At 61.8% G+C, this 23,682-nt stretch carries 18 protein-coding genes; 6 read left to right on the top strand and 12 right to left on the bottom strand.

Translation table 11 applies throughout. The features are described from left to right. Nucleotides 1–26 precede the first annotated feature (26 nt). The 7 genes from AKV04_RS11815 to AKV04_RS11845 are packed head-to-tail and all read right to left on the bottom strand — an operon-like array spanning nt 27 to nt 7,781. Nucleotides 27–1,538, bottom strand: a complete 1,512-nt coding sequence (locus AKV04_RS11815) for a M81 family metallopeptidase (protein ID WP_054006617.1) — start codon at nt 1,536–1,538, stop codon at nt 27–29. 10 nt (nt 1,539–1,548) lie between these two features. Then, complete coding sequence (locus tag AKV04_RS11820) at nt 1,549–2,493, bottom strand: ABC transporter ATP-binding protein (RefSeq protein WP_054006618.1); 945 nt, start codon at nt 2,491–2,493, stop codon at nt 1,549–1,551. Then, nucleotides 2,490–3,452, bottom strand: a complete 963-nt coding sequence (locus AKV04_RS11825) for an ABC transporter ATP-binding protein (RefSeq protein WP_054006619.1) — start codon at nt 3,450–3,452, stop codon at nt 2,490–2,492. Before AKV04_RS11825 ends, AKV04_RS11820 begins: the two co-directional genes overlap by 4 nt. Continuing rightward, entirely contained in the window at nt 3,449–4,294 is an 846-nt protein-coding gene (locus AKV04_RS11830) for an ABC transporter permease (protein ID WP_054006620.1), read from the bottom strand. The genes AKV04_RS11825 and AKV04_RS11830 overlap by 4 nt, the downstream gene beginning before the upstream one ends. Then, nucleotides 4,291–5,217 carry an ABC transporter permease gene (locus AKV04_RS11835; RefSeq protein WP_054006621.1) on the bottom strand — a complete coding sequence of 309 codons (927 nt, stop codon included), beginning with the start codon at nt 5,215–5,217 and terminating at the stop codon, nt 4,291–4,293. The genes AKV04_RS11830 and AKV04_RS11835 overlap by 4 nt, the downstream gene beginning before the upstream one ends. Before the next feature lie 24 nt (nt 5,218–5,241). Continuing rightward, nucleotides 5,242–6,819: an ABC transporter substrate-binding protein gene (locus AKV04_RS11840; protein ID WP_054006622.1), complete on the bottom strand. Its 1,578-nt coding sequence runs from the start codon at nt 6,817–6,819 to the stop codon at nt 5,242–5,244. Between the two features lie 32 nt (nt 6,820–6,851). Continuing rightward, the gene (locus AKV04_RS11845; RefSeq protein WP_202905611.1) at nt 6,852–7,781 is read right to left on the bottom strand and encodes a MurR/RpiR family transcriptional regulator; all 930 of its coding nucleotides are present in this window, start codon (nt 7,779–7,781) and stop codon (nt 6,852–6,854) included. Nucleotides 7,782–7,896: 115 nt separating this feature from the next. On the opposite strand from AKV04_RS11845, the gene menC reads away from it, so the two are divergent. Continuing rightward, nucleotides 7,897–9,021, top strand: a complete 1,125-nt coding sequence (gene menC, locus AKV04_RS11850) for an o-succinylbenzoate synthase (RefSeq protein ID WP_054006623.1) — start codon at nt 7,897–7,899, stop codon at nt 9,019–9,021. Beyond that, nucleotides 9,018–9,725: a GNAT family N-acetyltransferase gene (locus tag AKV04_RS11855; protein ID WP_054006624.1), complete on the top strand. Its 708-nt coding sequence runs from the start codon at nt 9,018–9,020 to the stop codon at nt 9,723–9,725. The genes menC and AKV04_RS11855 overlap by 4 nt, the downstream gene beginning before the upstream one ends. A gap of 37 nt (nt 9,726–9,762) precedes the next feature. Here the strand turns inward: AKV04_RS11855 and AKV04_RS11860 are convergent, their stop codons facing one another. Continuing rightward, nucleotides 9,763–11,796, bottom strand: coding sequence for an NADH:flavin oxidoreductase (locus tag AKV04_RS11860; protein WP_054006625.1), 2,034 nt, complete (start codon nt 11,794–11,796; stop codon nt 9,763–9,765). A 113-nt stretch (nt 11,797–11,909) separates the two neighbouring features. On the opposite strand from AKV04_RS11860, the gene AKV04_RS11865 reads away from it, so the two are divergent. Beyond that, a complete protein-coding gene (locus tag AKV04_RS11865) occupies nt 11,910–12,536 on the top strand; it encodes a TetR/AcrR family transcriptional regulator (protein WP_328287147.1) in 627 nt (208 codons plus the stop codon). Nucleotides 12,537–12,539: 3 nt separating this feature from the next. Here the strand turns inward: AKV04_RS11865 and AKV04_RS11870 are convergent, their stop codons facing one another. Next, nucleotides 12,540–13,304, bottom strand: coding sequence for an HpcH/HpaI aldolase family protein (locus AKV04_RS11870; protein WP_054006626.1), 765 nt, complete (start codon nt 13,302–13,304; stop codon nt 12,540–12,542). A 140-nt stretch (nt 13,305–13,444) separates the two neighbouring features. Between AKV04_RS11870 and hpaR the strand changes: the two genes are divergently transcribed. The 3 genes from hpaR to AKV04_RS11885 all read left to right on the top strand — a co-directional run bounded on the left by hpaR (nt 13,445) and on the right by AKV04_RS11885 (nt 18,319). Further along, complete coding sequence (gene hpaR, locus AKV04_RS11875) at nt 13,445–13,900, top strand: homoprotocatechuate degradation operon regulator HpaR (protein WP_054006627.1); 456 nt, start codon at nt 13,445–13,447, stop codon at nt 13,898–13,900. A gap of 154 nt (nt 13,901–14,054) precedes the next feature. After that, nucleotides 14,055–15,209: an efflux RND transporter periplasmic adaptor subunit gene (locus AKV04_RS11880; RefSeq protein WP_156317503.1), complete on the top strand. Its 1,155-nt coding sequence runs from the start codon at nt 14,055–14,057 to the stop codon at nt 15,207–15,209. Then, nucleotides 15,206–18,319 (top strand): efflux RND transporter permease subunit, encoded by a 3,114-nt coding sequence (locus AKV04_RS11885; RefSeq protein WP_054006629.1) that lies wholly within the window; start codon nt 15,206–15,208, stop codon nt 18,317–18,319. Before AKV04_RS11880 ends, AKV04_RS11885 begins: the two co-directional genes overlap by 4 nt. A 50-nt stretch (nt 18,320–18,369) precedes the next feature. Here AKV04_RS11885 and pcaF read toward each other — a convergent pair whose 3' ends face one another. The 3 genes from pcaF to AKV04_RS11900 form a co-directional block, all read right to left on the bottom strand. Beyond that, a complete protein-coding gene (gene pcaF, locus AKV04_RS11890; RefSeq protein ID WP_054006630.1) occupies nt 18,370–19,566 on the bottom strand; it encodes a 3-oxoadipyl-CoA thiolase in 1,197 nt (398 codons plus the stop codon). A gap of 129 nt (nt 19,567–19,695) precedes the next feature. Next, on the bottom strand, nt 19,696–20,877 hold the full coding sequence (locus AKV04_RS11895; protein ID WP_054006631.1) for an alginate lyase family protein: 1,182 nt from the start codon (nt 20,875–20,877) through the stop codon (nt 19,696–19,698). Continuing rightward, the gene (locus AKV04_RS11900) at nt 20,874–23,642 is read right to left on the bottom strand and encodes a tetratricopeptide repeat protein (RefSeq protein ID WP_054006632.1); all 2,769 of its coding nucleotides are present in this window, start codon (nt 23,640–23,642) and stop codon (nt 20,874–20,876) included. The genes AKV04_RS11895 and AKV04_RS11900 overlap by 4 nt, the downstream gene beginning before the upstream one ends. Nucleotides 23,643–23,682: the final 40 nt, after the last annotated feature.

Below are 23,682 nucleotides of genomic sequence, written 5' to 3' on the forward strand. Positions count from 1 at the left end.
TTGAGCCTATGGCCGTTTAGAGCACTTTATGAGATGCCAAACCCGGTGCGATCCAGTGGCCAGACCGGACGGCGAACACGGGTGTAGGGGCGCAGGTGGGCTTGCGGGGTGGCGAGAGCTCCGCTGTCGCAGACGATGACTTTGCCTGCAATCGGCTCGAAGGCGGCGCGGAAGTGTTGCATGGATTTCACCACCAGAAAGCGCAGGGTTGCGGGTTCGATGCCGAAAGTGCGGACTTGCATCAGATCGAGCATCTGGCCGGGTTGGGTGACGACCAGAATATCTATACCTTGAGCGCGCAGCACGGCGGTGGGGCCGAAACTGTGGGTGATGCCGCCGAGGATCGGGCCGTTGCCGGTATAGCTGCCATCCGACAGGTGGATGATTTCGCCCGTTACGTTCAGTGGGCCGCCGCCAAAGCTGGGGTCTTGCTTGCCACCGAGTGCGAGGGTGACTTGATCGCCAACGTTGTGGTGGTGCAGCGTCGCGGCAGCTTCGGGATCAATCATTGGGGCGAAGGCTCCACCTGTCGCATTGCCGTCAAACAGCGCCTGCAACAGCGCGGTGGCGTCGCCGTAGGCCCCTGCGCCGGGGTTGTCGGCGTAGTCGGCGATGATCAGCGGGCCTTTGCTGCTGTCAAAATCGCGGGCCTGCAGGGCGGCGGCGGCGGGGGTGAGGAAATCGTTCGAGACTGAGTCGCGCTGCTGCCAAATCGTGTCGGCCAAGGCTTTGGCAATCTGTTGCGCGCGGGCGGCGGCGGTGGGGGTGTTTTGGTCGTAGCTGACCAGAACGGTGGGGCCAGCTTCCAGTATATCGGCCTCGGCGAAGCCTGCGTTGATCGAGACGGCGAGGATGCCGGGTTCAGATTCGTGCTGCGTGGCGCGGGTATAAAGGGCGGCGGTTTGCGGCACATCGGTGCGGCCTGCGTTGGCTTCATCCAGCATCGGGAGGTGGACGCGCAGAGTAATGGGCCTCGTTTGGCCGCGTAGGGTCGCATCCAATAGGCGGGCGGCGTGGCGGCCGGTTTCGCGCATGTCGATATGGGGGTAGGTCTTGTAGCTAACCATGATCTGCGCCTGTGCCACCATCGCGGGGGTGACCATGGCGTGCAGATCCAGCGTCACCGCGATGGGCATATCGGGGCCGACGATGGCGCGCAGGCGGTGCAGGAGTTCGCCCTCGCCATCTTCGCAGAACGTCGGCACCATCGAGCCGTGCAGGCTGAGCAGGATGCCGTCGAGCGTGTCGCGATGTTGGCGCGCGCCGTCGCAGATCAGGCCCGCGATATGGTCAAACGCCTCACGCGCCACGCGCGCGCCGGGGGTGGCGTGGGCGGAGACGGTGTGGGTGATTTGCCATCCCGCGCTGCGGCCAATGTCGAGGAAACCGGCGAGTTCTTCGTTCACGTCGCCGAAGCGGTCTATGGCCAGTTGGCCCTCGTCCAGCACATCGTTGCGGAAGTCTTGCAGGCTGGTTTCGCCGCGTTTGAAGGTGTTGCTTTCGTGGACGAAAGAGCCAGTCAGGATGTGGAAGGGCATGTTTGGGCTTTCAAAGCGGGTGGAAACAGGCGGTGGGATGCGTGGTGGCGTCCAGCACGGGCCGCTCGGTGCGGCAACGGTCCGAGGCGCGCGGGCAGCGCCCGGCAAAGGCGCAGCCGGGGGGCAGATCGAAGGGGCTGGGGATTTCACCGCTGAGGGGCGCGATGGCGCGGCGGCGGGTGGGATCGGGGGCGAAGCCGCTGTCGATCAGGGCGCGGGTGTAGGGGTGGCGGGGTTTGGCATGGGCGGTGGGCAGGACTTCGACCACAGCGCCGAGATACATCACCACGATGCGGTCACAGAAATAGCGCACAAGGCCAAGATCGTGGCTGATGAACAGGTAGGTCAGGCCCATCTGATCGCGCAGGCCCGCCAGCAAGTCGATGATTTGGGCCTGAATAGAGACATCTAAAGAGGCGGTGGGTTCATCGAGCACCACGAATTCGGGGCGCAGCGCGAGGGCGCGGGCGATGCCGACGCGTTGGCGTTGGCCGCCGGAGAGTTGGTGCGGGTGGCTGGTGGCCATTTCGGGCGGCAGACCGACGGCGGTGAGCATCTCGGCGATCTGACCGGGGGGGAGTGGACGACGTTGCACGGTGAAGGGTTCGGTCAGTACATCGGTGACGGAAAAGCGCGGGTCGAGCGAGGAATAGGGGTCTTGAAACACCATCGCCATGCGCTTACGGGCGGCGCGCAAGGCGCTGGGGTGGAGGTGGGTCAGGTCGGTGCCGTCCATCAACACACGGCCAGAAGTAGGCTCTAACAAGCGCAAAACCAATCGGGCGAGGGTGGATTTGCCGCAGCCGCTTTCACCGACGACGCCAACCACTTCCCCTTTGGCGATGGTTAGGGACACATCGCGGACCGCGAGCATGGCGCGCGGACGTTTGAGGAAGCCGCCACCGGTTTGGAAGCGTTTGGTGAGGGCTTCGATCTGCAGCATCGGGGCGGTCATTGCGCGGGCTCTGGCAGGTGCAGGCAGGCGGCTTGGCCATCGCCTCGGGGGATCAGGGGTGGGGTTTGCTGGGCACATTCGGCAGTGGCTTTGGCGCAGCGGGGATGGAAGCGGCAGCCGCTGGGGTATTGGCGGGCGGAGGGGACTGCGCCGGGGATGCCGCGCAGGGTGCCGCGCGCCATACCTTCTTGCGGGATGCAGGTGATCAGGGCTTTGGTGTAGGGATGCTGCGGGGCGGAGAAGATCGGGGCGACGGCACCTTCCTCGGCCAATCGGCCCGCATAGAGCACCGCCACCCGGTCGCAGATTTGCGCGACGACGCCCATGTCGTGAGTGATCAGCAGCAGGGCGACGCCTTTTTCACGCACGAGGGCGGCGAGGATTTGGATGATTTGGGCCTGCACAGTGACGTCTAAGGCAGTGGTCGGCTCGTCCGCGACGATCAGTTCGGGGTCGCCTGCCAGCGCCATGGCAATGACGATGCGTTGCTTCATGCCGCCGGACAGCTGATGCGGCCAAGCCTCGGTCACGGCTGCCGCTTCGGGGATACGCAGTTGGGTCAGCAGATCGAGGGTGCGGGCGCGGGCGGCTTGTTTGGTCAGGCCAAGGTGTAGACGCGAGACCACGTCGATCTGCGCGCCGATGCGCTGCACGGGATCAAGCGCGGTCATCGGGTTTTGGGTGACAAAGCCGATGCGACGACCCCGCAGGGCGCGGCGTTGGGGGTCGGTTAGGCTCGCAAGGTCTTGGCCGTCAAACCGCACCGAACCAGCGCTGACGCGACCGCCGATCAGGGGCAGCAGGCCCATTGCGGCCATGGCAGTCAGGGATTTGCCGGAGCCGCTTTCTCCCACCAAGCCTAGGGTTTGGCCGCGTTCCAGCTTTAGGCTGACGCCGTCGAGCAGCTGTGCCGAACCAATGGCAACGCTGACGTTTTGCAGTTCCAACAGCGCGCTCATACGGCCCTCCGTATCCGGGCGCGGATGTCGAGTTCAGCGATCAGCGCATCGCCGTAGAGGTTGATGGCAACGACGGTGATGGCGACGGCGAGGCCGGGGAAAATGATGATCCAGGGCGCTTTGAACACCAGCGCCGAGCCTGCCGACATCATGCCGCCCCAGGATGGGACGGGGGGTTGTGCGCCGAGGCCGAAGAAGCCGAGGGTGGCTTCCAGGATTATGGCGTCTCCGGTCGCCAGCATGGCGCTGACCAAGACGGGGGCGAGGGCGTTCGGCAGCAGGTGGCGGAACAGGATGTGGCCGTTGCCTGCGCCAAGGCTGGCAGCGGCTTCGATGAAGGTTTCGCCCTTCAGTGTCATGATCTGGGCGCGGGTCAGGCGGGTGAATTGCGCGAGGTAGGCGACGGATATGGCGACCATGGTGCCGGTGGTGCCGGGGCCGATGATGGCCACCAAGATCAGCGCGATCAGGATTTCGGGGAAGCTCCATGTCAGGTCCACCACGGTGGTGACGGCGCGGTCGAACCAGCCGCCGAACCATGCGGCGGCGGCACCGAGGGTCATGCCGCAGAGGACAGAGATGGTGATGGCGATGCTGCTGACCGACAGCGAAGTGCGTGCGCCATAGATCAGGCGGGTGAGCAGGTCGCGGCCAAATTCATCGGTGCCCAGCCAGTGGCTGGCCGAGGGCGGTTGCCATGCGGATTTAAGATTTTGGATATCATAGGCATAGGGGGTTAGCAGCGGGGCGGCGATGGCAGCGAGGATCACAAGGATCAGCCAAAGACCAGCGGGGGCACCTGCGGGCCGGCGCAGCGCGCGGAGTGGGGCGGGAAGCGTCATGCCAGCGCCGCCCGCACGCGCGGGTCCATCGCGGCTTGCAGGATGTCGCCTAGGAGGGTGCCGAGCATTACCGCCATCGCCAGCATCAACAGGCAGGCTTGCACCACGGGGTAATCGTGTTGGCTGAGCGATTTGATCAGCAGGGTGCCAAGGCCGGGGCGGGCGAAGACCACTTCAACCGTCACTGCACCGCCCAATATCCAGCCGATGCGGAGGGCGAGGATCGTCACCACCGGAATCAACGCGTGGCGCAAGACGTGGCGGAGTTGGATGCGCAGGGGGGAGAGGCCCTTGGCGTGCAGCAGGGTGACGAAATCGCGGCCAGAGGCCTCGATCATCGCGACGCGGGTGATGCGGGCGACGAGGGCGGTGCCGCCTAAGCCGATGGTCAGCACGGGTAAGACCAAGGCGCTGGCGCTGCGCGCGCCGGACACCGGGAACCAGCCGAGCCAGACCGAGAAAATCAGCATCAGGATCAGGCCAAGCCAGAAGCTGGGCATGGTGGAGCCAAGCAGGACTCCGCCCATTATGGCTCTATCCGGCCATTTGTCACGGTTTAGGGCGGCTAGAACACCTAGGCCGACACCGACCACGGAGGAGAACAGCAGCGCCAGCCCACCCAGCCGCAGCGAGTGCGGCAGGGCTTGCAGGATCAGATCAGACACCGGACGGCGGGCGACGATGGCGGTGCCGAGATCGCCCTGCATCACGCGGGACAACCAGATGCCGTATTGCACGGGTAGGGGCTGATCGAGACCATATCGGGCTTCCATCTCAGCGCGGGCCGCGGGGGACGATCCGACCTTCAACAGATTGTCGACCGGATCGCCGGGGATGAAATGCAGGATCAGGAATATCACCAGCGAGACGGCAAGGAACACCGGCACAAGCATCAAGACCCGACGGATCAGATAAGAATACATGGCCGTGTCCCCTGCCCTGCGCCGTTATTCCTTCACTTCCATGTCCATCACTGCAACCGAACCCATCGCCGAGGCGTTCAGCACCTCGGGCATCACCAGACGGTCGGCGTTATAGGCGACGCTTTCGACCGGCTGATAGATCGGGGCCATCGGGAACTGGGTCAGCACATATTCATGGTAGGCAGTGAAGTTGGCGACCCGCTCGGCCATGTTTTTCGAGCCTGTCATGGCCGCTTTGCGTAATTCTTCGGCTTTGGGATCGTTGAACATCGAGATGTTCGGATAGCCCAGACGGTCTGCGCCAAAGAACCAATCGACGATATCGGCATTGTCCCAATCATAGGACCGCACCGCGAGTTGCTGAGTGCCGGTTTTGTATTGATCGCGGATCATCGAGCTGTCGAAGGTGGTGATTTCCGCGTCTACGCCCACGGCTTTCAGCTGCGCCTGCACCACTTCGGTCAGACGGCGGAAGATGCTGTCGCTTTGCGTCCACAGGCTGACTTTCAGCGGCACACCGTCTTTGGCGCGGACACCATCGGCCCCCATCACCCAACCGGCTTCGTCCAGTAGGGCATTGGCGCGGGCGGGGTCGTAGTGGATTTTCGCGCTGTCTGCGACATGGCTTTCCGGCAGGGCGGAGATCAGGAAGGTGTCAGCAACCGAGCCGATGCCGCCGAACACCGAGGCCAGAATTTCTTCTTGGTTGATCGCTTTAGCCACAGCCTCGCGGACTTTGATATCATCGAAGGGGGCTTTGGTGACGTTGATCGGCATGTAATACACGTCTTGGCCCGGAAGGGTCAAAACCGCAAGGTTAGGCTCTTTTTTGACCTCTGACAGCAGGTCAGCGGGCACACCCAGCAGCATGTCGACGCCACCGGTTTTCAGCTCCAGAAACGCGGTGGAATCCTCCGCAATTTCGCGGAAGGTGATTTTGGCGATATGAGCTGGCCCGGCGTTTTTTGCCAAGGGCGAGCCCCAAGTGTAATCGTCATTGCGCACCAGAACGGTTTCCTGGCCGACGGTGAAGCTTTCCAGCTTGAACGGGCCGGTGCCGTAAACCTCGGTCACGCCATAATTGTCGCCCAAGGCGGCGTAGGATTTCGGCTCGATCACCGACATAAAGCTGGAGGACAGGTTGTAGAGCATGTTTGGCTCTGGCCGCGCCATCACGAGCTTGACAGTCAGATCATCAACCACTTCGACCTTTGCAATGGCTTCGGTCATGTAGGCGTTTTCGCTGCCCTTGAAGGCTTCCAGCCACGGGCCGATGGTGGCGGCGTTGAACGGCTCGCCGTTGTGGAATTTCACACCCGGCTTCAGATGGAAGGTCCAGGACATGCCATCGGGGGCTTCTTCCCAGGATTCAGCCAGCCACGGATGATAGGACAGATCGGCGGCTTGGCTGACCATGCGGTCGAAGATCAGCGTGGTGGCTTTGTTCAGGTTGTTGGCTTTGATCGGGTTATAGGTGGGCGCGCCGACCTCGCTGGTGTTCAGCACGAACACGGCTTCTTGCGCGCTGACGGCTTGGGCGGCGAACAGCGCGAACAGGCTGACGCTGGCGGAGAGAAGCGTTTTGCGGATACTCATGGTCATGGCAGATCCTCCTTTGTTGGTTTTTTGTCTTGTTATGTTGTGGGCTTGGTGGGGCCGCGGGCCGAGCCGATATGGCCGATAAAGCTGCCGTGTAGAGCAGAGACGCGGGCCATGCGCGCCTCTACCTGCGCGCCGAGTTCGCGGAAAACGCCGTTGATCATCAGGCCTATCAGCGAGGACATCGCCGAGGTGGCGTCCCAGAAATGGTTCAGATCGGTGGGCACGGCGAAGACTTCGGTGACGGTGTCATGCGCCCATGCGCAATAGGGATCGGTGATCAGCGTCACCGGGATGCCCGCATCGCGCGCGGCCAAGGCCAGATCGCGGGTCAGGCGGGAATAGCGGCGAGCATCGATCAGAACGAGGGTGGTTTCGCCGGGATCGTCCAGCAAAACCTCGGCAAAGTGGCCGGCGGCGACATCGCACAGATGCACGCCCGCACGCAGATATTGCAGGTTGTGGGCGAGTTCGGCAGCGCGACCGCGTTCGGTCTGAAAGCCTGCGACCCAGACCGAGCGACGGTGCGACAGGCGCTTGACGGTGGCATCAAAGGCAGGGCTGGCGGCCATTTCGTAGACCGCGACAAGCGCGGCCATCTCGCGTTCCAACGCGCGCGAAAGCTCGGCATTGCCGCTGTGGCTGCGGCGATGGAAATCTTGCAGCCGATCGCCGATCAGCCAGGCTGTGTCGCCCAGATCAAGCTGGAGACTGCCTTTGAGGTCTTTCAGATGGCGATAGCCCAAGGTGCGGCAGAACCGGCCCACGGTGGCCTCTGACACGCCAACCTTTGCTGCCACCGAAGCGGCGGTTTCAAACGGCAGCGATTGCAGATTGGCCAGCAGAAACCCGGCAATGGCGCGATCTGACGGGGTGCCATCGGTGTGCGCCGCCGTCAGGCGTTGCCGCAGATCGCCCAAGGCGGCGGTCTGGTCTTCCGAAAAAGGCGGGTCGTCTTGCGGCAAATCCGGGGTTCCTTTTGGGTATCCCGAAAGACTGTCAGGATTCTGTCATTCGGTCAAGCTTGCAAGTAAACTGAAATAAATCTAGCCTGATGATACCGCTGACAGGAGGCCAGCCATGACCCAGACCCGCGCGCCCTTGCGCATTGACGCCGCCGATCTGCGGCTGGTGCGCCTGCCGTTGGTGACGCCGTTCACCATTGCCACCGGCACGATGACCGAGAAAATCTTCCCGCTGCTGGTGCTGAAAGCAGATGGGATTGAGGGTTATGCCGAGGGGGTGATGGACCCGCTGCCGGATTATCTGGAGGAAACCGTGGCGGGGGCGATGGGCCTTTTGCGCGATGTTTTGCTGCCGCAACTGGTCGGACAAAGCTTTGCGCATCCGCAGGAATTGGCGCGCAAGCTGGTGCCGTGGCGGGCGAACCATATGGCGAAGGCCACGGTCGAGATGGCGTTCTGGGATCTGTGGGCGAAGTCGCTGAACTTGCCACTGCAAAGCGTCCTGGGTGGGTCGGGCGATGCGATTGATGTTGGGGTCTCATTGGGGATCGGGCCGATTGCCACGACGATGCAGCGGATCGCCAGCCATCTGGAGCAGGGCTATCAACGGATCAAGTTAAAGGTGAAACCGGGGCATGATCTTGAATTGCTGAGGGCGGCGCGGGCGGAATTTCCCGACGCACATCTGACGGTGGATGCTAATTCCTGCTATACTTTGGCCGATACCGCGCTGTTGCAGCGGATGGATGCGTTTGATCTGGATTACATTGAGCAGCCGCTGGCCTGGGATGACATTCACGACCACGCCACGCTGCAAACCCGGCTGCGCACGCCGATCTGTCTGGATGAGTGTATCCGCACCGTCGAGCATACCCGCAAGGCGCTGCAAAGCGATGCGGCGCGGGTGATCAATATCAAGGTCGGGCGCTCTGGCGGCTATGCCAATGCCTTGCGCATCCATGATCTGTGCGAGGCGTTTGCGGTGCCTGTCTGGTGCGGCGGGATGTTGGAATCGGGGATTGGCAGGGCGCATAACATCCATTTGTCCACCCTGCCGAATTTCACCAAGCCGGGCGACACTTCATCCGCCAGCCGCTATTTTACGCGGGATATCATTGAGCAGAAGCTGGAAACCACGGCAGGGCGGATGCCTGTGCCGCAGGGAGCGGGCATTGGGGTGAGCCTTGATCTGGACTATCTGAAGACCGCGACGCTGAGCTTTGAAAGCTTCGCCGCATGACCGAGATAATCTTTCGCGACCTGTCGGGGATGGCCGAGCTCCGCGCGGCTGAAGAATTGCAGCGCAGCGTTTGGGGAGCGGGCGATCAACCTGATCCGGCTGATCTGATGATGGTGGTGCAGGGCTTAGGCGGGCTGGTTGGCGGCGCTTTTGCGGGCGATGCGTTGCTGGGCTATATCTTTGGCCTGCCCTCCCGCGACCCTGCGGTGCAACATTCGCATCGCTTGGCGGTGCTGCCGGAAGCCCGGGGGCTGGGGCTGGGCGTGAAGCTGAAGTTCTATCAGCGTGCGTGGTGTTTGGCGCGGGATATTCGTACCGTGCAGTGGACCTATGACCCGTTGCGGCATGTCAATGCGGCGCTGAATATTCACCGACTCGGGGCGCAATCGGGCAGTTATCTGGTGGATTATTATGGCGAGATGGAGGGGATCAATCGCGGCATCGCCTCGGACCGTTTGTTGGTCGATTGGGTGCTTGATTCAGAGGTGGTCGCGGCGCGGGCTTTGGGGGATGTTGATATGAGCGTTTATGGCGAGGTTTTAGCGTTGGCTTTGCCGCAGGACCTCGACGCGCTGTTGGCACAGGATATGGCAACGGCCTCGGCCCTGCGGATGCAGTTGCGGCAGGCGTTGCAAGAGCGGATGGCGCGGGGGCAGCGGATTGTCGGGTTTGACAAGCAAAGCCGCTGCTACCGTCTGGCGTAGACCGACGCACCAGGTTGCGGCGCGCCGGGATGTTGGTTCAGATTTCCCGCACCAGCCGCAAGGCGTCATAGATCGCGGCGTGGATATTGCGGGCTTCTACCGCGTCACCGATGCGGAACAGTTGGAAGCCTGCGGGACCGCCGCCGTAGGTTTGCGGCTGGCCTGCGATGAAAGCCTCGTAATCGACAGCGCCTTGGTTGACGGATTTCGGTTTGAGATCAAAGTAGATGTCGGCCAAGGGCTGGGTGCCGTGGTTGACGACAATTTGATCGTAATGCGCGGTTTTGCCCAGGGTCATATAGTCGGAATCGACGGTAGCTTTGATCTGGTTGCCGTCTTTCTCCACTCCGGTCAGGCGATACGTCACGGTAAAGGTGACGGGTTTATCCTGCAGCGCACGCATGTAGGGCACGAGGTTCATCGCCATCACATCCGGCGCAAAGGTGCGGTCGGGGGTCATGATTTCGACTTTTGCTCCGGCTTCGGCGAGGGTTTGCGCGGCTTGCAGGGCGGCGTGATCACCCGCGTCGTCGTAGAGCAGAACGTTGCTGCCGGGTTTCACATCGCCGGACAGGATATCCCAAGCCGAAACGGTCAGGTCATTGCCGAATTTCAGGATATCTTTTTCTGGCATCCCACCCGTGGCGATGATCACCACATCGGGGTTTTCTGCGAGAATCTCAGCGGCTTCAGCCCAAGTGTTGAAGCGGAACTCTACCCCAAGCGCCGCGCATTGCGCCATGCGCCAGTCGATGATGCCGATCAATTCGGCGCGGCGTTTGGTTTGGGCGGTGAGGCGGACTTGGCCGCCGGGTTGGCTTGCTGCCTCAAACACGGTGACTTTGTGGCCACGCTCGGCGGCGACGCGGGCGGCCTCAAGCCCTGCCGGACCGGCACCGACCACCACCACTTGCCGCTTGGTTATGGCTGGGGCGATGGTATGCGGTTGGGTTTCTTCGCGCCCCGTTGAGGGGTTGTGGATGCACAAAGCCATGCCGCCTTGGTAAATGCGGTCAAGGCAATAGGTGGCACCGACGCAGGGGCGAATGTCATCCTCGCGGCCCTCGACAATCTTTTGCACCACATGCGGATCGGCCATATGGGCGCGGGTCATGCCGACCATATCCAGCTGGCCCGAAGCGATGGCGTGGCGGGCTGTGGCGACATCGGGGATGCGGGCGGCGTGGAAGGTGGGCAGGCCGACCTCGGCGCGGATGCGGCCTGCGAAGTCCAGATGCGGCGCGGATTTCATGCCGTGAATCGGGATCACATCGGTCATCGCGGGGTCGGTATGGATACGGCCTTTGATGATGTTCAGGAAATCAACGAGCCCCGAGTCGCGGAACATTTTACCGATTTCGACGCCTTCATCGGCGGAGATGCCGCCTTGTTCGACCTCATCTGCGGTGTAGCGGACGCCGAGCAGGAAGTTTTCCCCGACCCGCTTGCGACAGGCGGCGAGCACATCCATCGCGAAACGGGCGCGGTTCTCCAAAGACCCGCCATAGGGGGCGGCGAGGCTGTTGGTGAAGGGCGACATGAATTGGTCCATCAAATGGCCGTAACATTCGAACTCGACGCCATCGAGGCCGGCTTCTTTCATACGTTCCGCTGCATCGGCGTAGTCTTGGATGATGCGCTCGATGTCCCAGTCTTCGATCACCTTCGGGAAGGCGCGGTGGCTGGGTTCGCGGGCGGAACTGGCACCAACAACCGGCAGCCAATCGCCTTTATCCCAGCGGGTGCGACGGCCCAAATGGGTTAATTGGATCATCACGGCGGCGCCCGCCTCGTGGCAATCATCGGTGAGTTTTTTCATCCAAGCCACGACTTCATCCTTATAGGCGAGGATGTTGTTGAACACTGGGGGGCTGTCTTTCGACACCGCTGCCGAGCCTGCGGTCATCGTCAGGGCAACGCCCGCCTTAGCGCGTTCGAGGTGGTAGAGGCGGTAGCGATCCTTCGGCATCCCGTCCTCGGGGTAGGCCGGTTCGTGACTGGTGGTCATGATGCGATTGCGCAGGGTCAGGTGCTTGAGCTTGTAGGGTTGCAGCAGGGGATCGGCGGACATTTTGGCCTCGCGGGGGCTGGGGTTTTTTTGGCAGCAAAACAGAAATCGACATATGTGTCAAGTTTTCTTGTCTGGTGGTTGATATGCGCAGGCGCGGGCTTTAGGCTGGGACCATGAGCATGGAACAAACATCGGAACGTGGTTGGCGCGGCACGCCGGAAGTGTGGCTGGACGCGGCCTATAACTTGCTGGTTGATGGCGGGGTTGAGGCGGTGAAGGTGATGCCTTTGGCCGCCAAGCTGGGGCTGTCGCGCACCAGTTTCTATTGGCATTTCGCGGATCGCGAGGCGCTGTTGGCCGGGCTGATCGCGCGTTGGCAAAGCCAAAACACTGCCAATCTGATCGCCCGCACGCAGGCCCCGGCGCAGACGATTGCGGAGGCCATGCTGAACGTCAACGATTGCTGGATCACGCCGGCGCTGTTTGACAGCCGGATGGAGTTTGCGATCAGGACTTGGGCGCTGACGGACAGTGCTTTGGCCGAGGTGTTGAAGGCGGCGGATTTGGCGCGGCTTCAGGCTCTAACTGCCATGTTCGAGACGTTTTCTTACCCGCAACATGAGGCTCGGGTGCGGGCGCAGACGGTGTATCTGACGCAGGTGGGTTATATCTCGATGCGGACCGAGGAATCGCTGGAGTTCCGGCTGCACAACATCCCGGATTATGTGCTGATCTTCACCGGGAAAGCGCCGACAGCAGCAGAGCTGGCAGCTTTTCGGGCGCGTAATCAGGCGGGTTAGAGCCTATTCGCGCGCGCCGGCGACCAAGGCGTTGGCGGCGTTCAGCAGCAGCGGAATGTCACCGCCGACACCGAGGAAGGTGACGCCCAGCTCGCGGTAGTGCTTGGCGAGTTTCAGATCGAAGGTCAGAATCCCTGCCGCTTTGCCGCTGGCGATGATCTGGTGCATCGCTTTGTCGATGGCGGCTTGCACTTCGGGGGCGGCTGTATTGCCGGGGAAGCCCATATCGGCGGCCAGATCGGAGGGCCCGATGAAGACGCAGTCGATACCGGGAAGGGTCAGAATCTCGGGCAAGGCGGCAAGACCCGCGCGGCTTTCGATTTGCAGGATCAGACAGGTTTCGGCGTTGGCGGTGGACAAATAGTCACTAACACGGCCAAAATCGGCGGCGCGGGCCACCGCAGCACCCAAGCCTCGCACGCCTTCGGGCGGGTATTTCATCGCGCTCGCCATTTCGGCGGCATGGGTGGCGCTTTCGATCATCGGCACCATCACGGTTTGGATGCCGAGGTCGAGCACTTGTTTGACCAGATGCACCTCGCCCACCGGAATACGCACGACGGTACTGGTGCGGGTGCCGACGGTTTGGGCTTGGGTCAGCATGGTGGGGATCGAGTTTGGGCCATGCTCGCCATCAATCAACAGCCAGTCAAAGCCGCAGCCCGCCAGCAGTTCGGCGGAATAGGGGCTGGCAAGGTTCAGCCAGATGCCAAATTGCGGGATCTGTGCAGCCAGTGCCGCTTTTAGGTGGTTTTTCGGCGCGGGCATGGGCGGTCCTCATACAAAGTGACGGGGGAGCGGCAGCATTTGCAGCATTTCATAGCATGGATGACAGCGGTGGACAGGGGGCGGATGAACTCCACCTTTGCCGACTTGCGCCATTCGGCACAAAAGCGATAGTTGGGGGGATGAGTCAGGATAGCCCCCCTCCGCGCGACACGCGCCATGCTTTGCCGATGGCACTGTTGCGGGCGCGCGAAGCGGTGATGACGCGGTTTCGTCCGATGCTGGCGGCGCATGATATCAACGAGCAGCAATGGCGGGTGATCCGGGTTTTGGGCGAGGTCGAGAGCTTGGATGCGACGGAAGTGGCGGTGCGGGCGAATATCCTCGCGCCGTCGTTGACCCGGATGATCAAGGCGATGACCGAGCGGGGGTTGATCCAAAGGGCACGCGATGCCAGCGATGGGCGGCGGGTGATGTTGTCGATTGCGCCGGAGGGGCGGGCGCTTTTGGGGCTGGTGGCGCCAGATTCGACGGCGATTTATCGGCAGTTGGAAGCTGATTACGGCCTTGAACGCACGGCGCAACTGGTTGAGATGCTGATTGCCTTGGCGGATTTGGACGCGGCCAAGCCCGATTGAGCGCCTAAACCGAACAGCGCCGTTCAAATAGCGCGGCCAAAGCGATGCGCTGCATTGACCTTTGCGGCAAAGACATAAATTCTTGGTGATCGAAACAGATAAAACGGAAGCCCGCCCGTTGCTGCGCGTTTTCGGAATCAGTCAGGGTTATCTCATGTCATTTTTTACCGCCCATCGGATCACTGCCATTGTCGTGTTTGTCGCCGCCGCCGCTTGGGTGGCCACCGGGGAATTCTCGGCTGTGGGCAGTGAGGAATTGAAGAAGGACGCGGCGGCGGGCACAACTGAGGCTGCGGCGGCGGAAACTGCGGGAACCGAGGCGGCGGCGACCGAGACTGCTGCGGCGCAACGCACCGTGGCGGCGGTGGCGCCGATGTTTATCGACTATGCGCGCGAGATCCGAATTTCGGGGGCGACAGAGGCGGATAAGCAGGCGGTGCTGGCGGCGCGGGCTTCTGGGATCGTGCATAAACTGGGCGTCGCGCAGGGCGGTGAGATTGCTGCGGATGCCTTGGTGGTGGAGTTGGAAGGCTCGGAGGTGATCGCCGGGGTGGACACCGCGCAGGCAGCGTTGGAGCAGGCGACAGAAACTTTGCGGGTGGGGCAGGCTTTGTATGACAAGGGCAGCCTGCCCGAGTTGGAATTGATCACCCGCAGGGCTGCGAAGGCGGCGGCAGAGGCCGGGTTGTCGCAAGCCAAGGCAGCGCAGGATCGGCTGCTTTTGAAAGCGCCGTTTGCGGGCACTGTGGATACGGTCGATGTGGAATTGGGCGAGTGGGTGCAGACGGGCGCTTCGATTGCCACCATCCTGGCGCTGGACCCGATTGTGGTGAAAGCCGAGGTCAGCGAACGCGATGTGGCGTTTGTGGCGATCGGATCGAAGGCCAAGGTGCGGTTGGTCGATGGCGTTGAGATGGAGGGCGTGGTGCGGCATGTGTCGGCGCAAGCCTCAGAAAAGACGCGGACGTTTGGGGTTGAGGTGGCTTTGCCGAACGCCGATCATGCAATCCCCGCCGGGATGACAGCAGAGGTGCGGCTGTATACGGCCGCGGTGCCTGCGGTTGTGGTGCCGCGGTCGATCATCACGATCAACGAGGATGGCGTGATCGGGTTGCGGGTGGTGGGGCCGGACAACAAAGCGGCGTTTGCGCCAGTCACGGTGATTGATGATGGCGAAGCGGGCATGGTGGTGACCGGGGTTCCGACGGATCTGAGGGTGATCGTGGCGGGGCAGGATCTGGTGTCGGATGGCGATGTGGTGACGGTGTCGGAGCTGACCCCGGCGCAAGCGGCTGAGGCGCTGAAATGAAACTGGTCGAACTTGCAATCCGCAACGCGCGGCTGACGCTGTCGGTGCTGATCTTCCTGATCTTGTCGGGGGGGCTGGCCTATTACTCGATCCCGAAAGAGGCGGAGCCGGATGTTCAGATTCCGATCATCTATGTCTCAATGACTTTGGACGGGATTTCGCCGGAGGATTCTGAACGGCTGTTGCTACGGCCGATGGAAACCGCGCTGAAGTCGATCCAAGGCATCAAGAAAATGACCGCGACCGCCTATCAGGGCGGCGGCAACGTGTTGCTGGAGTTTCAGGCCGGGGCGAACTTGGCCAAAGCGAAATCGGATGTGAAGGATGGCGTCGATGATGCGCGGCCTGATCTGCCTGCCGAAGTCGATGAGCCGACGGTGAATGAGGTCAATCTGTCGGAGTTTCCGGTGCTGGTGGTGACGCTTTCGGGCGATGTGCCGGAGCGCACGCTGAACGCGACCGCGCGGGCTTTGCGCGACCGGATTGAGGATATTCCGGGCGTGCTGGACGCTGCCTTGCAGGGCGTGCGGGATGATGTGGTTGAGATCGTAATTGATCCGGCCAAGCTGTCATCCTACGGGCTACGGCCTGATACAATGATCGCCGGGTTCAACGCGAACAATCGGCTGATCGCGGCGGGGTCACTGGAGGGGGCCGAAGGGCGCTATGCGATCAAAGTGCCGTCGCTGATTGAGACGGTGCAGGATCTGGCGGGGCTGCCGGTGGTGGCCGAGGGCAATGCGATTGTGCGGGTCAGCGATCTGGCGGAAATCCGGCCTGCGCTGAAAGACCCTCAGACCATCACCCGGTTGGATGGCAAATCGGCGGTGGCGATTGAGGTGTCTAAGCGGATCGGGTCGAACCTGATTGACACGGTGGATAAGGTGAAAGCCGTGACCGCCGCGTTGCAAAAGCAGATGCCGCCGGGGGTGGTGGTATCGTTTTCGCAGGATAAGTCGACCACGATCCGGCAGATGCTGTCTGACTTGCAAAACTCGGTGCTGACGGCGGTGGTACTGGTGTTCATCGTGATTCTGTATGCGCTGTCGGTGCGGTCTTCGATCTTGATCGGGCTGGCGATCCCGTCGTCGTTCCTGATGGGGATTTTGGGTCTGCAAATGGCCGGGCTGACGGTGAATTTGGTGGTGTTGTTCAGCCTGATCCTCGCGGTGGGGATGCTGGTGGATGATGCCATCATCGTGGTGGAATATGCCGAGCGCCGGATGGGCGAGGGCATGGACAAGCGCGATGCCTTTGCCGAGGCCAGCCATCGGATGGCGGGGCCAGTGATCGCCTCGACCCTAACGCGGATCGCGGCGTTCTCGCCCTTGTTGTTCTGGCCGGGGGTGGTGGGCGAGTTCATGAAATACATGCCGATCACGCTGATCGCGACTTTGTCGGCGTCGATGCTGTATGCGCTGATCTTTGTGCCGACCTTGGGCGCGATCATTGCCAAGCCGTTTGCGCATCCGCCCCAGCATAAGGACGGAGCGTATATGTGGGTGGTGGGAAAGGCTATTCGGCATCCGTTTACCGTGTTGTTTCTGGCGGTGGCTACACTGGTGGCGGTGCCTTACGGCTACACTAAGTTCGGCAACGGGGTGGAGTTCTTCCCGAATGTCGAGCCGGATTATGGCCTTTTGTATGTGAAGGCGCGCGGCAACCTGTCGATTGACGAAAAGGACCTGTTGGTGCGTCAAGCCGAGTCTCGGATGCTGGGCTGGCCGGGGTTGAAGACGGTTTACACGCGGGTGGGCAGCACTGGACAGGGCGGCGGTGAAGCGCCCGCCGATACGATTGGCACCATTCAATATGAGTTTATTGACTGGCGCGAACGCAAGCCTGCCAATGATATTCTGGCCGATCTGCGGGTGGCGATGCAGGGAATTCCGGGGGTGGATATCGAAGTCTCGGTGCCTGCGGCGGGGCCGCCGACGGGGAAAGCCATTCAGATTCAGCTGTCGGCGGATGATCCGGCGGGGCTGAACGATGCCGCAAGGGCGATTGCGTTGAAGCTGGCGGCGATCCCGAATGTGATTGATGTGTCGAACGGTTTGCCCCTGCCGGGGGTGGATTGGGAGTTGCAGGTGGATCGCGGTGAGGCCGCGCGTTATGGCGCTTCGCCTGCGGCGGTGGGGGCCGTGGTGCAGATGGTGACATCCGGGCTGAAGCTGTCGGAGTATCGCCCGGCGGGGTCGGATGATCCGGTGGATATCGTGCTGCGTCTACCGCCCGAACAACGGACGATTGCGGCTTTGGATCAGTTGCGGATTGAAACGCCGGATGGGCCTGTGCCGATTTCCAACTTTGTCACCCGCTCTGCGGCGGCGACCACTGGCACGCTGACCCGATTGGGTGGCGCGCGCACCATCACGGTGCAGGCGGGGATTGCGGCAGCGGAAGGCGTGCAGCCGGATCAGGTGCGCGGCGAGGTGCAGGCGATGATCGAGGCGGAGTTTGCCACTGGCGGCTATACCAAGGCCGGAATGCGCTGGAATATGGCCGGGGAAGATCAGGAGCAGGCCGAGGCGGGGGCTTTTTTGGCCAAGGCGTTTGGGGCTGCGGTCTTCCTGATCTTTGTGGTGCTGTTGGCGCAGTTCAACAAGTTCATCTCGGTTGGCTTGGTGTTGTCGGCGGTGCTGATGTCAACGATTGGGGTGTTTTTGGGCCTGATGATCATGGGGCAGCCGTTTGGCGTGGTGATGACCGGGATTGGGGTGATCGCCTTGGCCGGGGTGGTGGTGAACAACAACATCGTGCTGATCGCCACCTATGACCAGTTGCGGCATGAGGGCATGGATAAGATCGAGGCGGTGCTGGAGACCTGCCGCGAGCGGGCGCGTCCGGTGGTGCTGACGGCGCTGACGGCGATTTTCGGGGTGTTCCCGATTGCCTTCGGGTTGAACCTTGAACTGCTCAGCCATGAGACGACGATTGGTGCGCCGTCGACGCAGTGGTGGATCTCGCTGTCGTCGGCGATTGTCTATGGGCTGGCGTTTGCGACGATCCTGACGCTGATCGTGACGCCGTCGCTGCTGATGCTGGTGAGCCGCTCTAATCGTAGCTTGCGCGAGGGGCGGCGGTGGTTCTGGAAGAAGCGGTTTTCTTGAGCCGTTGAAATGAAAAGGCCCGCCGCACTGTGAGGGTGCGGCGGGTTTTTCTATGCCCGCTCTAGCGCGATGGCGATGCCTTGACCGACGCCGATGCACATGGTCGCCAGCGCGCGCTGACCGGGTTGCAGTTGCAAAGCGGCGGTGCCGGTGATGCGGGCGCCGGTCATGCCGAGCGGGTGGCCGAGGGCAATCGCACCGCCGTTGGGGTTCACACGGGGGTCGTCGTCGGCAATGCCAAGCGCGCGCAGGGTGGCGAGTCCTTGGCTGGCGAAGGCTTCGTTGAGTTCAATCACAGCGAAGTCGGATGGGGTGAAGCCCAGGCGGGCCATGAGTTTCTGGCTGGCCGGGATCGGGCCAAGACCCATCACGCGGGGGGCGACGCCTGCGGTGGCCCCGCCCAAGATGCGGGCGATGGGGGTGAGGCCGTGTTTGTGGGCGGCTGCGGCAGAGGCGATGATCAGGGCAGTTGCTCCGTCATTGACGCCGCTGGCGTTGCCTGCGGTAACGCTGCCGCCCTTGCGGAACGGGGTGCCGAGTTTCCCAAGCGCTTCGATGGTGGTGGCGCGGGGGTGTTCGTCTTGGGTGATCACGATGGGATCGCCCTTGCGTTGCGGGATGCTGACGGGGGTGATTTCTTGGGCGAGGCGGCCATTGGTTTGCGCGGCGCTGGCTTTGGCTTGGCTACGGAGGGCGAATGCGTCTTGGTCGGCACGGGAGATCGCGCAGTCTTCGGCAACGTTTTCGGCGGTTTCGGGCATCGAGTCGGTGCCATATTGCTGTTGCATCAAGGGGTTGATGAAGCGCCAGCCGATGGTGCTATCGTGGATTTCGGCAGTGCGGGAAAAGGCGGTTTCGGCTTTGGGCATCACGAAAGGCGCGCGGGACATCGATTCGACGCCGCCTGCGATGATTAGGTCGGCCTCGCCTGCTTTGATCTGACGGGCGGCGAGCAGGATCGCATCCATGCCCGAGCCGCACAGGCGGTTGATCGTGGTGCCGCTGACGGTTTGCGGCAGGCCCGCAAGCAAAGCGGCCATGCGGGCGACGTTGCGGTTATCCTCGCCTGCTTGGTTGGCGCAACCCATCACCACGTCATCGACTGCGGCCCAATCGACGCCCGGATTGCGGGCGATCAGCGCGCGCAGCGGGATGGCGGCAAGATCATCGGTGCGGATGGACGACAGGCTGCCGCCAAAGCGCCCGATCGGGGTGCGGATATAGTCGCAGATATAGACCTCGGTCATGGTGGGCTCCGGTGAGGCGGGAATTACTTTAAATATAAAATATCTGCGTGCAATGTCGAGTGGAACATAGCGAAGGGGCAGAGGATTGCCCCCTGCCCCGTTCATAACTCCCTAAAGCCACCCGTTCCGTTATGGCGTTGTGGCGGGTTCTTCTTCGGTGGCCGCAGGGTCTTTTGCGTCCAGCGCGGGCCAGAGCAGACTTTGCTTGCCGCCGATTTTGGAATTGCTGAGCAGCTCAAACTTCGCCGCGAAGGTGGTGAACTCGGGTTCTTGCACCAAGGTTTCCAGCGGGGCGAGCCATGCGAATTGGAAGGCACGTTTCATCTCGGTGGCGGGGTCAAACTTTTGCGGCTTGTCGGTGATCGCCTCGACCAGTTTCGGGTCTTCGACAGCTTTCAGGGTGAAGCGGACGACGCGCAGCAGGGCGTTGTCGCAAGTGGCCAGCAGATCGGGATGCGTCGGTTGCAGCAACGCATTGGCGACGACCAAGGGACCAACGGCGTGGATTTGGTAGTGCAGCGCCAGTTTGCCGCGCCACATTTCATTCGGCAGAGCGCCTTCTGGGGTGGCGGTGCAAAGCACCAGTTTGACGGACTCGGCGGCCCAAGTGGTCATCGCCTCGTCGTTTTGCAGCAAGCCGACCTGCGCCGCAGCCAAAGCTGCCCAAGCGCGCAGGTTGTTTTCGCGCGATTTCGGCGGCGCTTCGGTGTCGAAAAACACCATGCTGGATTGCATCCGGGCGGTCAGCCAAGCTTCAATCTCGGGCTGGCGAGTGTCTTGGGTGGCAAGGCTGCGCACTTGGGCGTAGGCCATCGCGATGCCGCCAATCCGGCTGGGCACCGAGAGTTGCGCACCTTGGGATTTCATGTCGCCCAGTGCATTGGCTGCGGCCCAGTCGTGGATGCGATCGACCACGCAATCGGCGATCAGGGTTTGCTGGGCCAGATCGGGCGGGGTTTCGGAAGTGGCTTCGGCTGCGGGATCAACCGGAGCCTCTGGGTCAACCTCGGGTGCGGCGGTGATCTGAAGTGCTGCGTTGGCGTTTTTGACCAGAAGGTTGATGAAATCATCGACCGGATTCAGCGCAGCTTCGACTGCGGCGTTGGCTTCAGCGTCGAAATCAGAGCGGTTCTTGCTGTCATCCTTATAGCGGCTTGGGATGGCAAGCTCTGTCACCGGGGGGACCGGATCGAAGCAGGCGAAAGCTTTGGCCTCCTCTGCTGCGGGTTCGGGGGCGGTTTGTGCGAAAGCGGTTTGGCTGGTGCTGAACAGCGCCAAGACCAAGACCGCGCGTGTGATGCAGGCGCTCATTGGCTGACCTCCGGTTGCAGCATCAGGCTGCGGACTTTGGCGGTGGCATCGGTATTGCCTGCATCAGAGGCCTTTTGCAGCCAGACCAGCGCCTCTTGCCGCGAGGCAGGCACGCCCAGACCAAAGGCCAGTGCATCTGCATAGGTCAACATAGCTGGAACATCTCCTGCTTCGGCGGCTTTGGAGATCCACTGCGTAGAAGTCTCCAACTCGGCCGTTGATTTTGCGCTGAGTTGCAACAGCTTGCCATATTCGCGCATGCCTGCCGGGTTGCCGGCTTCGGCAGCGACACGGTAAAGCGAGGGCACATCAAGCCGCGCATAGGCGTTGTCTTGGATCGGGCGCGAGGCGACGGCCAGTCGGGACAGCGCGCGGGGAATGTCTTTCGGTTCGCTACGCGTGACCAAAGCGACGTAGAGATCGGCGGCTTTCTCGGCGTTGAACTGCGGCGCACCAGCGGTGGCGTAGACATCCAACAAACGGTGAATAGCGGTGGTGTTGCCGCTGTCATAGCCGCGCTGATAAAAGGCAAGCTGGGCGGTTGCCATCGACTCGCCACCATAATGGCGCAGCAGATCACCCAGTTGCACCAGCCGCCAGCTGTCATTTTCGCTGAGGAATTCGGCCACATCTACCCATTTTGTGAAGGCAGCCTGATCGCCCAACTGGCCCATCGCATCGGCGAGTGTTTTGATTTCATCAAAGCTGCAATCGGTGGCGGTGACGGCGCGGCGCAGGTAATCGTCGCGACGCTCGAGGTCGGGTTGGAACGGCAGCGCCAACACGACGGCGTCAAAATCGCCACGCGATTCGATCACATCGGCGTAGGTGGAGTAGACGGTTTTCAGATCGGGGAAGCGTTTGGGGTCAAGCTGCGGCAGCATGCGCAGAGCCGCACCATTACCCATCTCGGCCATAGGTTCGACCGCCGCAAGGGCTGCGGCTGCGTTCTTTGCCGGGTCTTGTTTGAGCAGGATTTCGGCCAAATCAACTTCGGCGGAAGTGTCGCCTTCGTCAATCGCAGTGCGCAGCATGATAGTGGGATCGGTTAGATTCTGGCCGATTTCGGCAAACTTGTTCTCCAACCGCCCGCGAGCGGCGGTGACACCATCAAAGCGTTTGGCATAGGATTCCCAGAAGGCGAGTTCCTCTGGCGCGGCGTTGCTGCGTACCAGCACTTCCATATATTGCGCGATAGCTGTCGGGCGACCGTAAAGCGCCTGAGATTGCAGGCGGGCAATGTCTTGCGGGTTGGGGTTTGCGATTAACGCCAGCAGTTCTGTCGGGGTGAATTCGACGGTTTTGGTGCCGGTCGCGGTGCTGATACCTTCCCAATACTCGGCCTCTGCGCGCTGCGGGGCCTGCGGCGCACGGCAACTGAATGCATCCTTCAGTCCGTTCATAGGGTCAATTTCACCGCCAGTGTGGACGGTGTCGATCACCGCGTCGATGGTTTGATAGAATTGTTTCGGCGTGGTGGCGTAGCGAAAACGGATGGGCGTCAGGCGTTTTGTGGCGCTTGCCTCGCCCATCGCCTCGGCCTTTTCATAATAGGCGACGGCGGCGGATTCACCACCCCAGCGGCCTTTGTCGGCGATTTCGAAATCACCAAGAGCGATGAAAATCCAAGCCGGAGCATCGGCGCGTTTGGCGAATTGTTCCAAAGCGGCGCGGTAGGCGGGTTGGTAGGCGCCATCTGCCTTCGCTTCGGATTGCAAGAATAAAGCGTTGCGCAACAGGCCGGCACGGTCGCCGAATTTGGCAGCTTTCTCGTACAGTGCGCGGGCGTGTTCGACGTCTTTCTTGCCGACCAAAGCGCCTTGTTCATACAGGCGACCCAGCGCCACCTGAGCATAGGGCAGGCCAGCGTCGGCGGCTTTGGTCAGATAGGCGATCAGGGTGTCGTTCGATTTCACCAGATCTTCCGAGCGCATATGCATCTCGGCGACTTTCCAAGCCGAGACGCCATCGCCCATATCGGCGGCAAAGCGGAACCATTGCTCGGCAAGACTTACGTCACGGGTGACGATGGTGCCGTTCATGTATTCACGGGCGATGCGGGCGACGCGGTCGCAGATCATCGGGTCCATCTTGCCGACCAAGGCACCGAAGGCCATGGTGACGGCGATGTCAGAGGGCACGTCCCAACCGGGAATTTGCGTGCCTTTTTCTTGCAATTCGACAATCTTCAGCAGCGCATCGGCGTTGCCGCCATAGCCTGCCGCGACCAGAAGTTTCAGGCCTTTTTCTTTATCAACCGCGATGCCGGTGCCGTTCATCAGATAATCGGCAAGGATGTTTTGCAAGCGGGGCGAGCCGCCGTTTTCCGTCGCCATCAACTGATCGACAAGGCGTTGGTTGGTCAATTCTTTCAGACGACCCGCCGCGATCAACAGTTCCACCCGTGCCAAAAGGGCCTTGTTCGTGTCGAATTGCGGATCGACCGAGGGCATAAGGGCTTGGGCTTTTTCGATGGTGTCAAACCAACGGATCGCGTCGGCATCCATCAAGCGGCGCAGATCCCGTTGGATCAGATCAGGGGCCATTTCGGGCAGCGTTTTGCCATCCCAAGCCGCCCATTGCCCGGCGAGTTGTTCGTCCGGGGTGCTGGGCGCGCAGATCTTTTCCACCTCGATGCGCGGCGGCTCGAAGTTTACCGCGACGGTTTGCGGGGTTGCGGTTTGCGCAAGGGCGGGCAGGCCAGCCAGAGCGGCAAAGCAAAGCGGCAAGAACGGGCGGGAAAGCAGGGCTGCGGCGCGTGTCATGGTGTATCCTTTTGCCGATGTACCGCCGCGCAGAATGATC

Source organism: Cypionkella psychrotolerans (assembly GCF_001294535.1).
GTDB lineage: Bacteria > Pseudomonadota > Alphaproteobacteria > Rhodobacterales > Rhodobacteraceae > Cypionkella > Cypionkella psychrotolerans.

Bases quoted from the DNA above. Each gene is read 5' to 3' on its own strand.
- AKV04_RS11860 (WP_054006625.1), bottom strand. From the start codon at position 11,796: ATGTCCGCCGATCCCCTGCTGCAACCCTACAAGCTCAAGCACCTGACC.
- pcaF (WP_054006630.1), bottom strand. From the start codon at position 19,566: ATGACCGAGGTCTATATCTGCGACTATATCCGCACCCCGATCGGGCGC.
- AKV04_RS11865 (WP_328287147.1), top strand. From the start codon at position 11,910: ATGAGCATGGAACAAACATCGGAACGTGGTTGGCGCGGCACGCCGGAA.
- hpaR (WP_054006627.1), top strand. From the start codon at position 13,445: ATGAGTCAGGATAGCCCCCCTCCGCGCGACACGCGCCATGCTTTGCCG.
- AKV04_RS11855 (WP_054006624.1), top strand. From the start codon at position 9,018: ATGACCGAGATAATCTTTCGCGACCTGTCGGGGATGGCCGAGCTCCGC.
- AKV04_RS11880 (WP_156317503.1), top strand. From the start codon at position 14,055: ATGTCATTTTTTACCGCCCATCGGATCACTGCCATTGTCGTGTTTGTC.
- AKV04_RS11900 (WP_054006632.1), bottom strand. From the start codon at position 23,642: ATGACACGCGCCGCAGCCCTGCTTTCCCGCCCGTTCTTGCCGCTTTGC.
- menC (WP_054006623.1), top strand. From the start codon at position 7,897: ATGACCCAGACCCGCGCGCCCTTGCGCATTGACGCCGCCGATCTGCGG.
- AKV04_RS11840 (WP_054006622.1), bottom strand. From the start codon at position 6,819: ATGACCATGAGTATCCGCAAAACGCTTCTCTCCGCCAGCGTCAGCCTG.
- AKV04_RS11835 (WP_054006621.1), bottom strand. From the start codon at position 5,217: ATGTATTCTTATCTGATCCGTCGGGTCTTGATGCTTGTGCCGGTGTTC.
- AKV04_RS11815 (WP_054006617.1), bottom strand. From the start codon at position 1,538: ATGCCCTTCCACATCCTGACTGGCTCTTTCGTCCACGAAAGCAACACC.
- AKV04_RS11830 (WP_054006620.1), bottom strand. From the start codon at position 4,294: ATGACGCTTCCCGCCCCACTCCGCGCGCTGCGCCGGCCCGCAGGTGCC.
- AKV04_RS11820 (WP_054006618.1), bottom strand. From the start codon at position 2,493: ATGACCGCCCCGATGCTGCAGATCGAAGCCCTCACCAAACGCTTCCAA.
- AKV04_RS11895 (WP_054006631.1), bottom strand. From the start codon at position 20,877: ATGAGCGCCTGCATCACACGCGCGGTCTTGGTCTTGGCGCTGTTCAGC.
- AKV04_RS11870 (WP_054006626.1), bottom strand. From the start codon at position 13,304: ATGCCCGCGCCGAAAAACCACCTAAAAGCGGCACTGGCTGCACAGATC.
- AKV04_RS11885 (WP_054006629.1), top strand. From the start codon at position 15,206: ATGAAACTGGTCGAACTTGCAATCCGCAACGCGCGGCTGACGCTGTCG.
- AKV04_RS11825 (WP_054006619.1), bottom strand. From the start codon at position 3,452: ATGAGCGCGCTGTTGGAACTGCAAAACGTCAGCGTTGCCATTGGTTCG.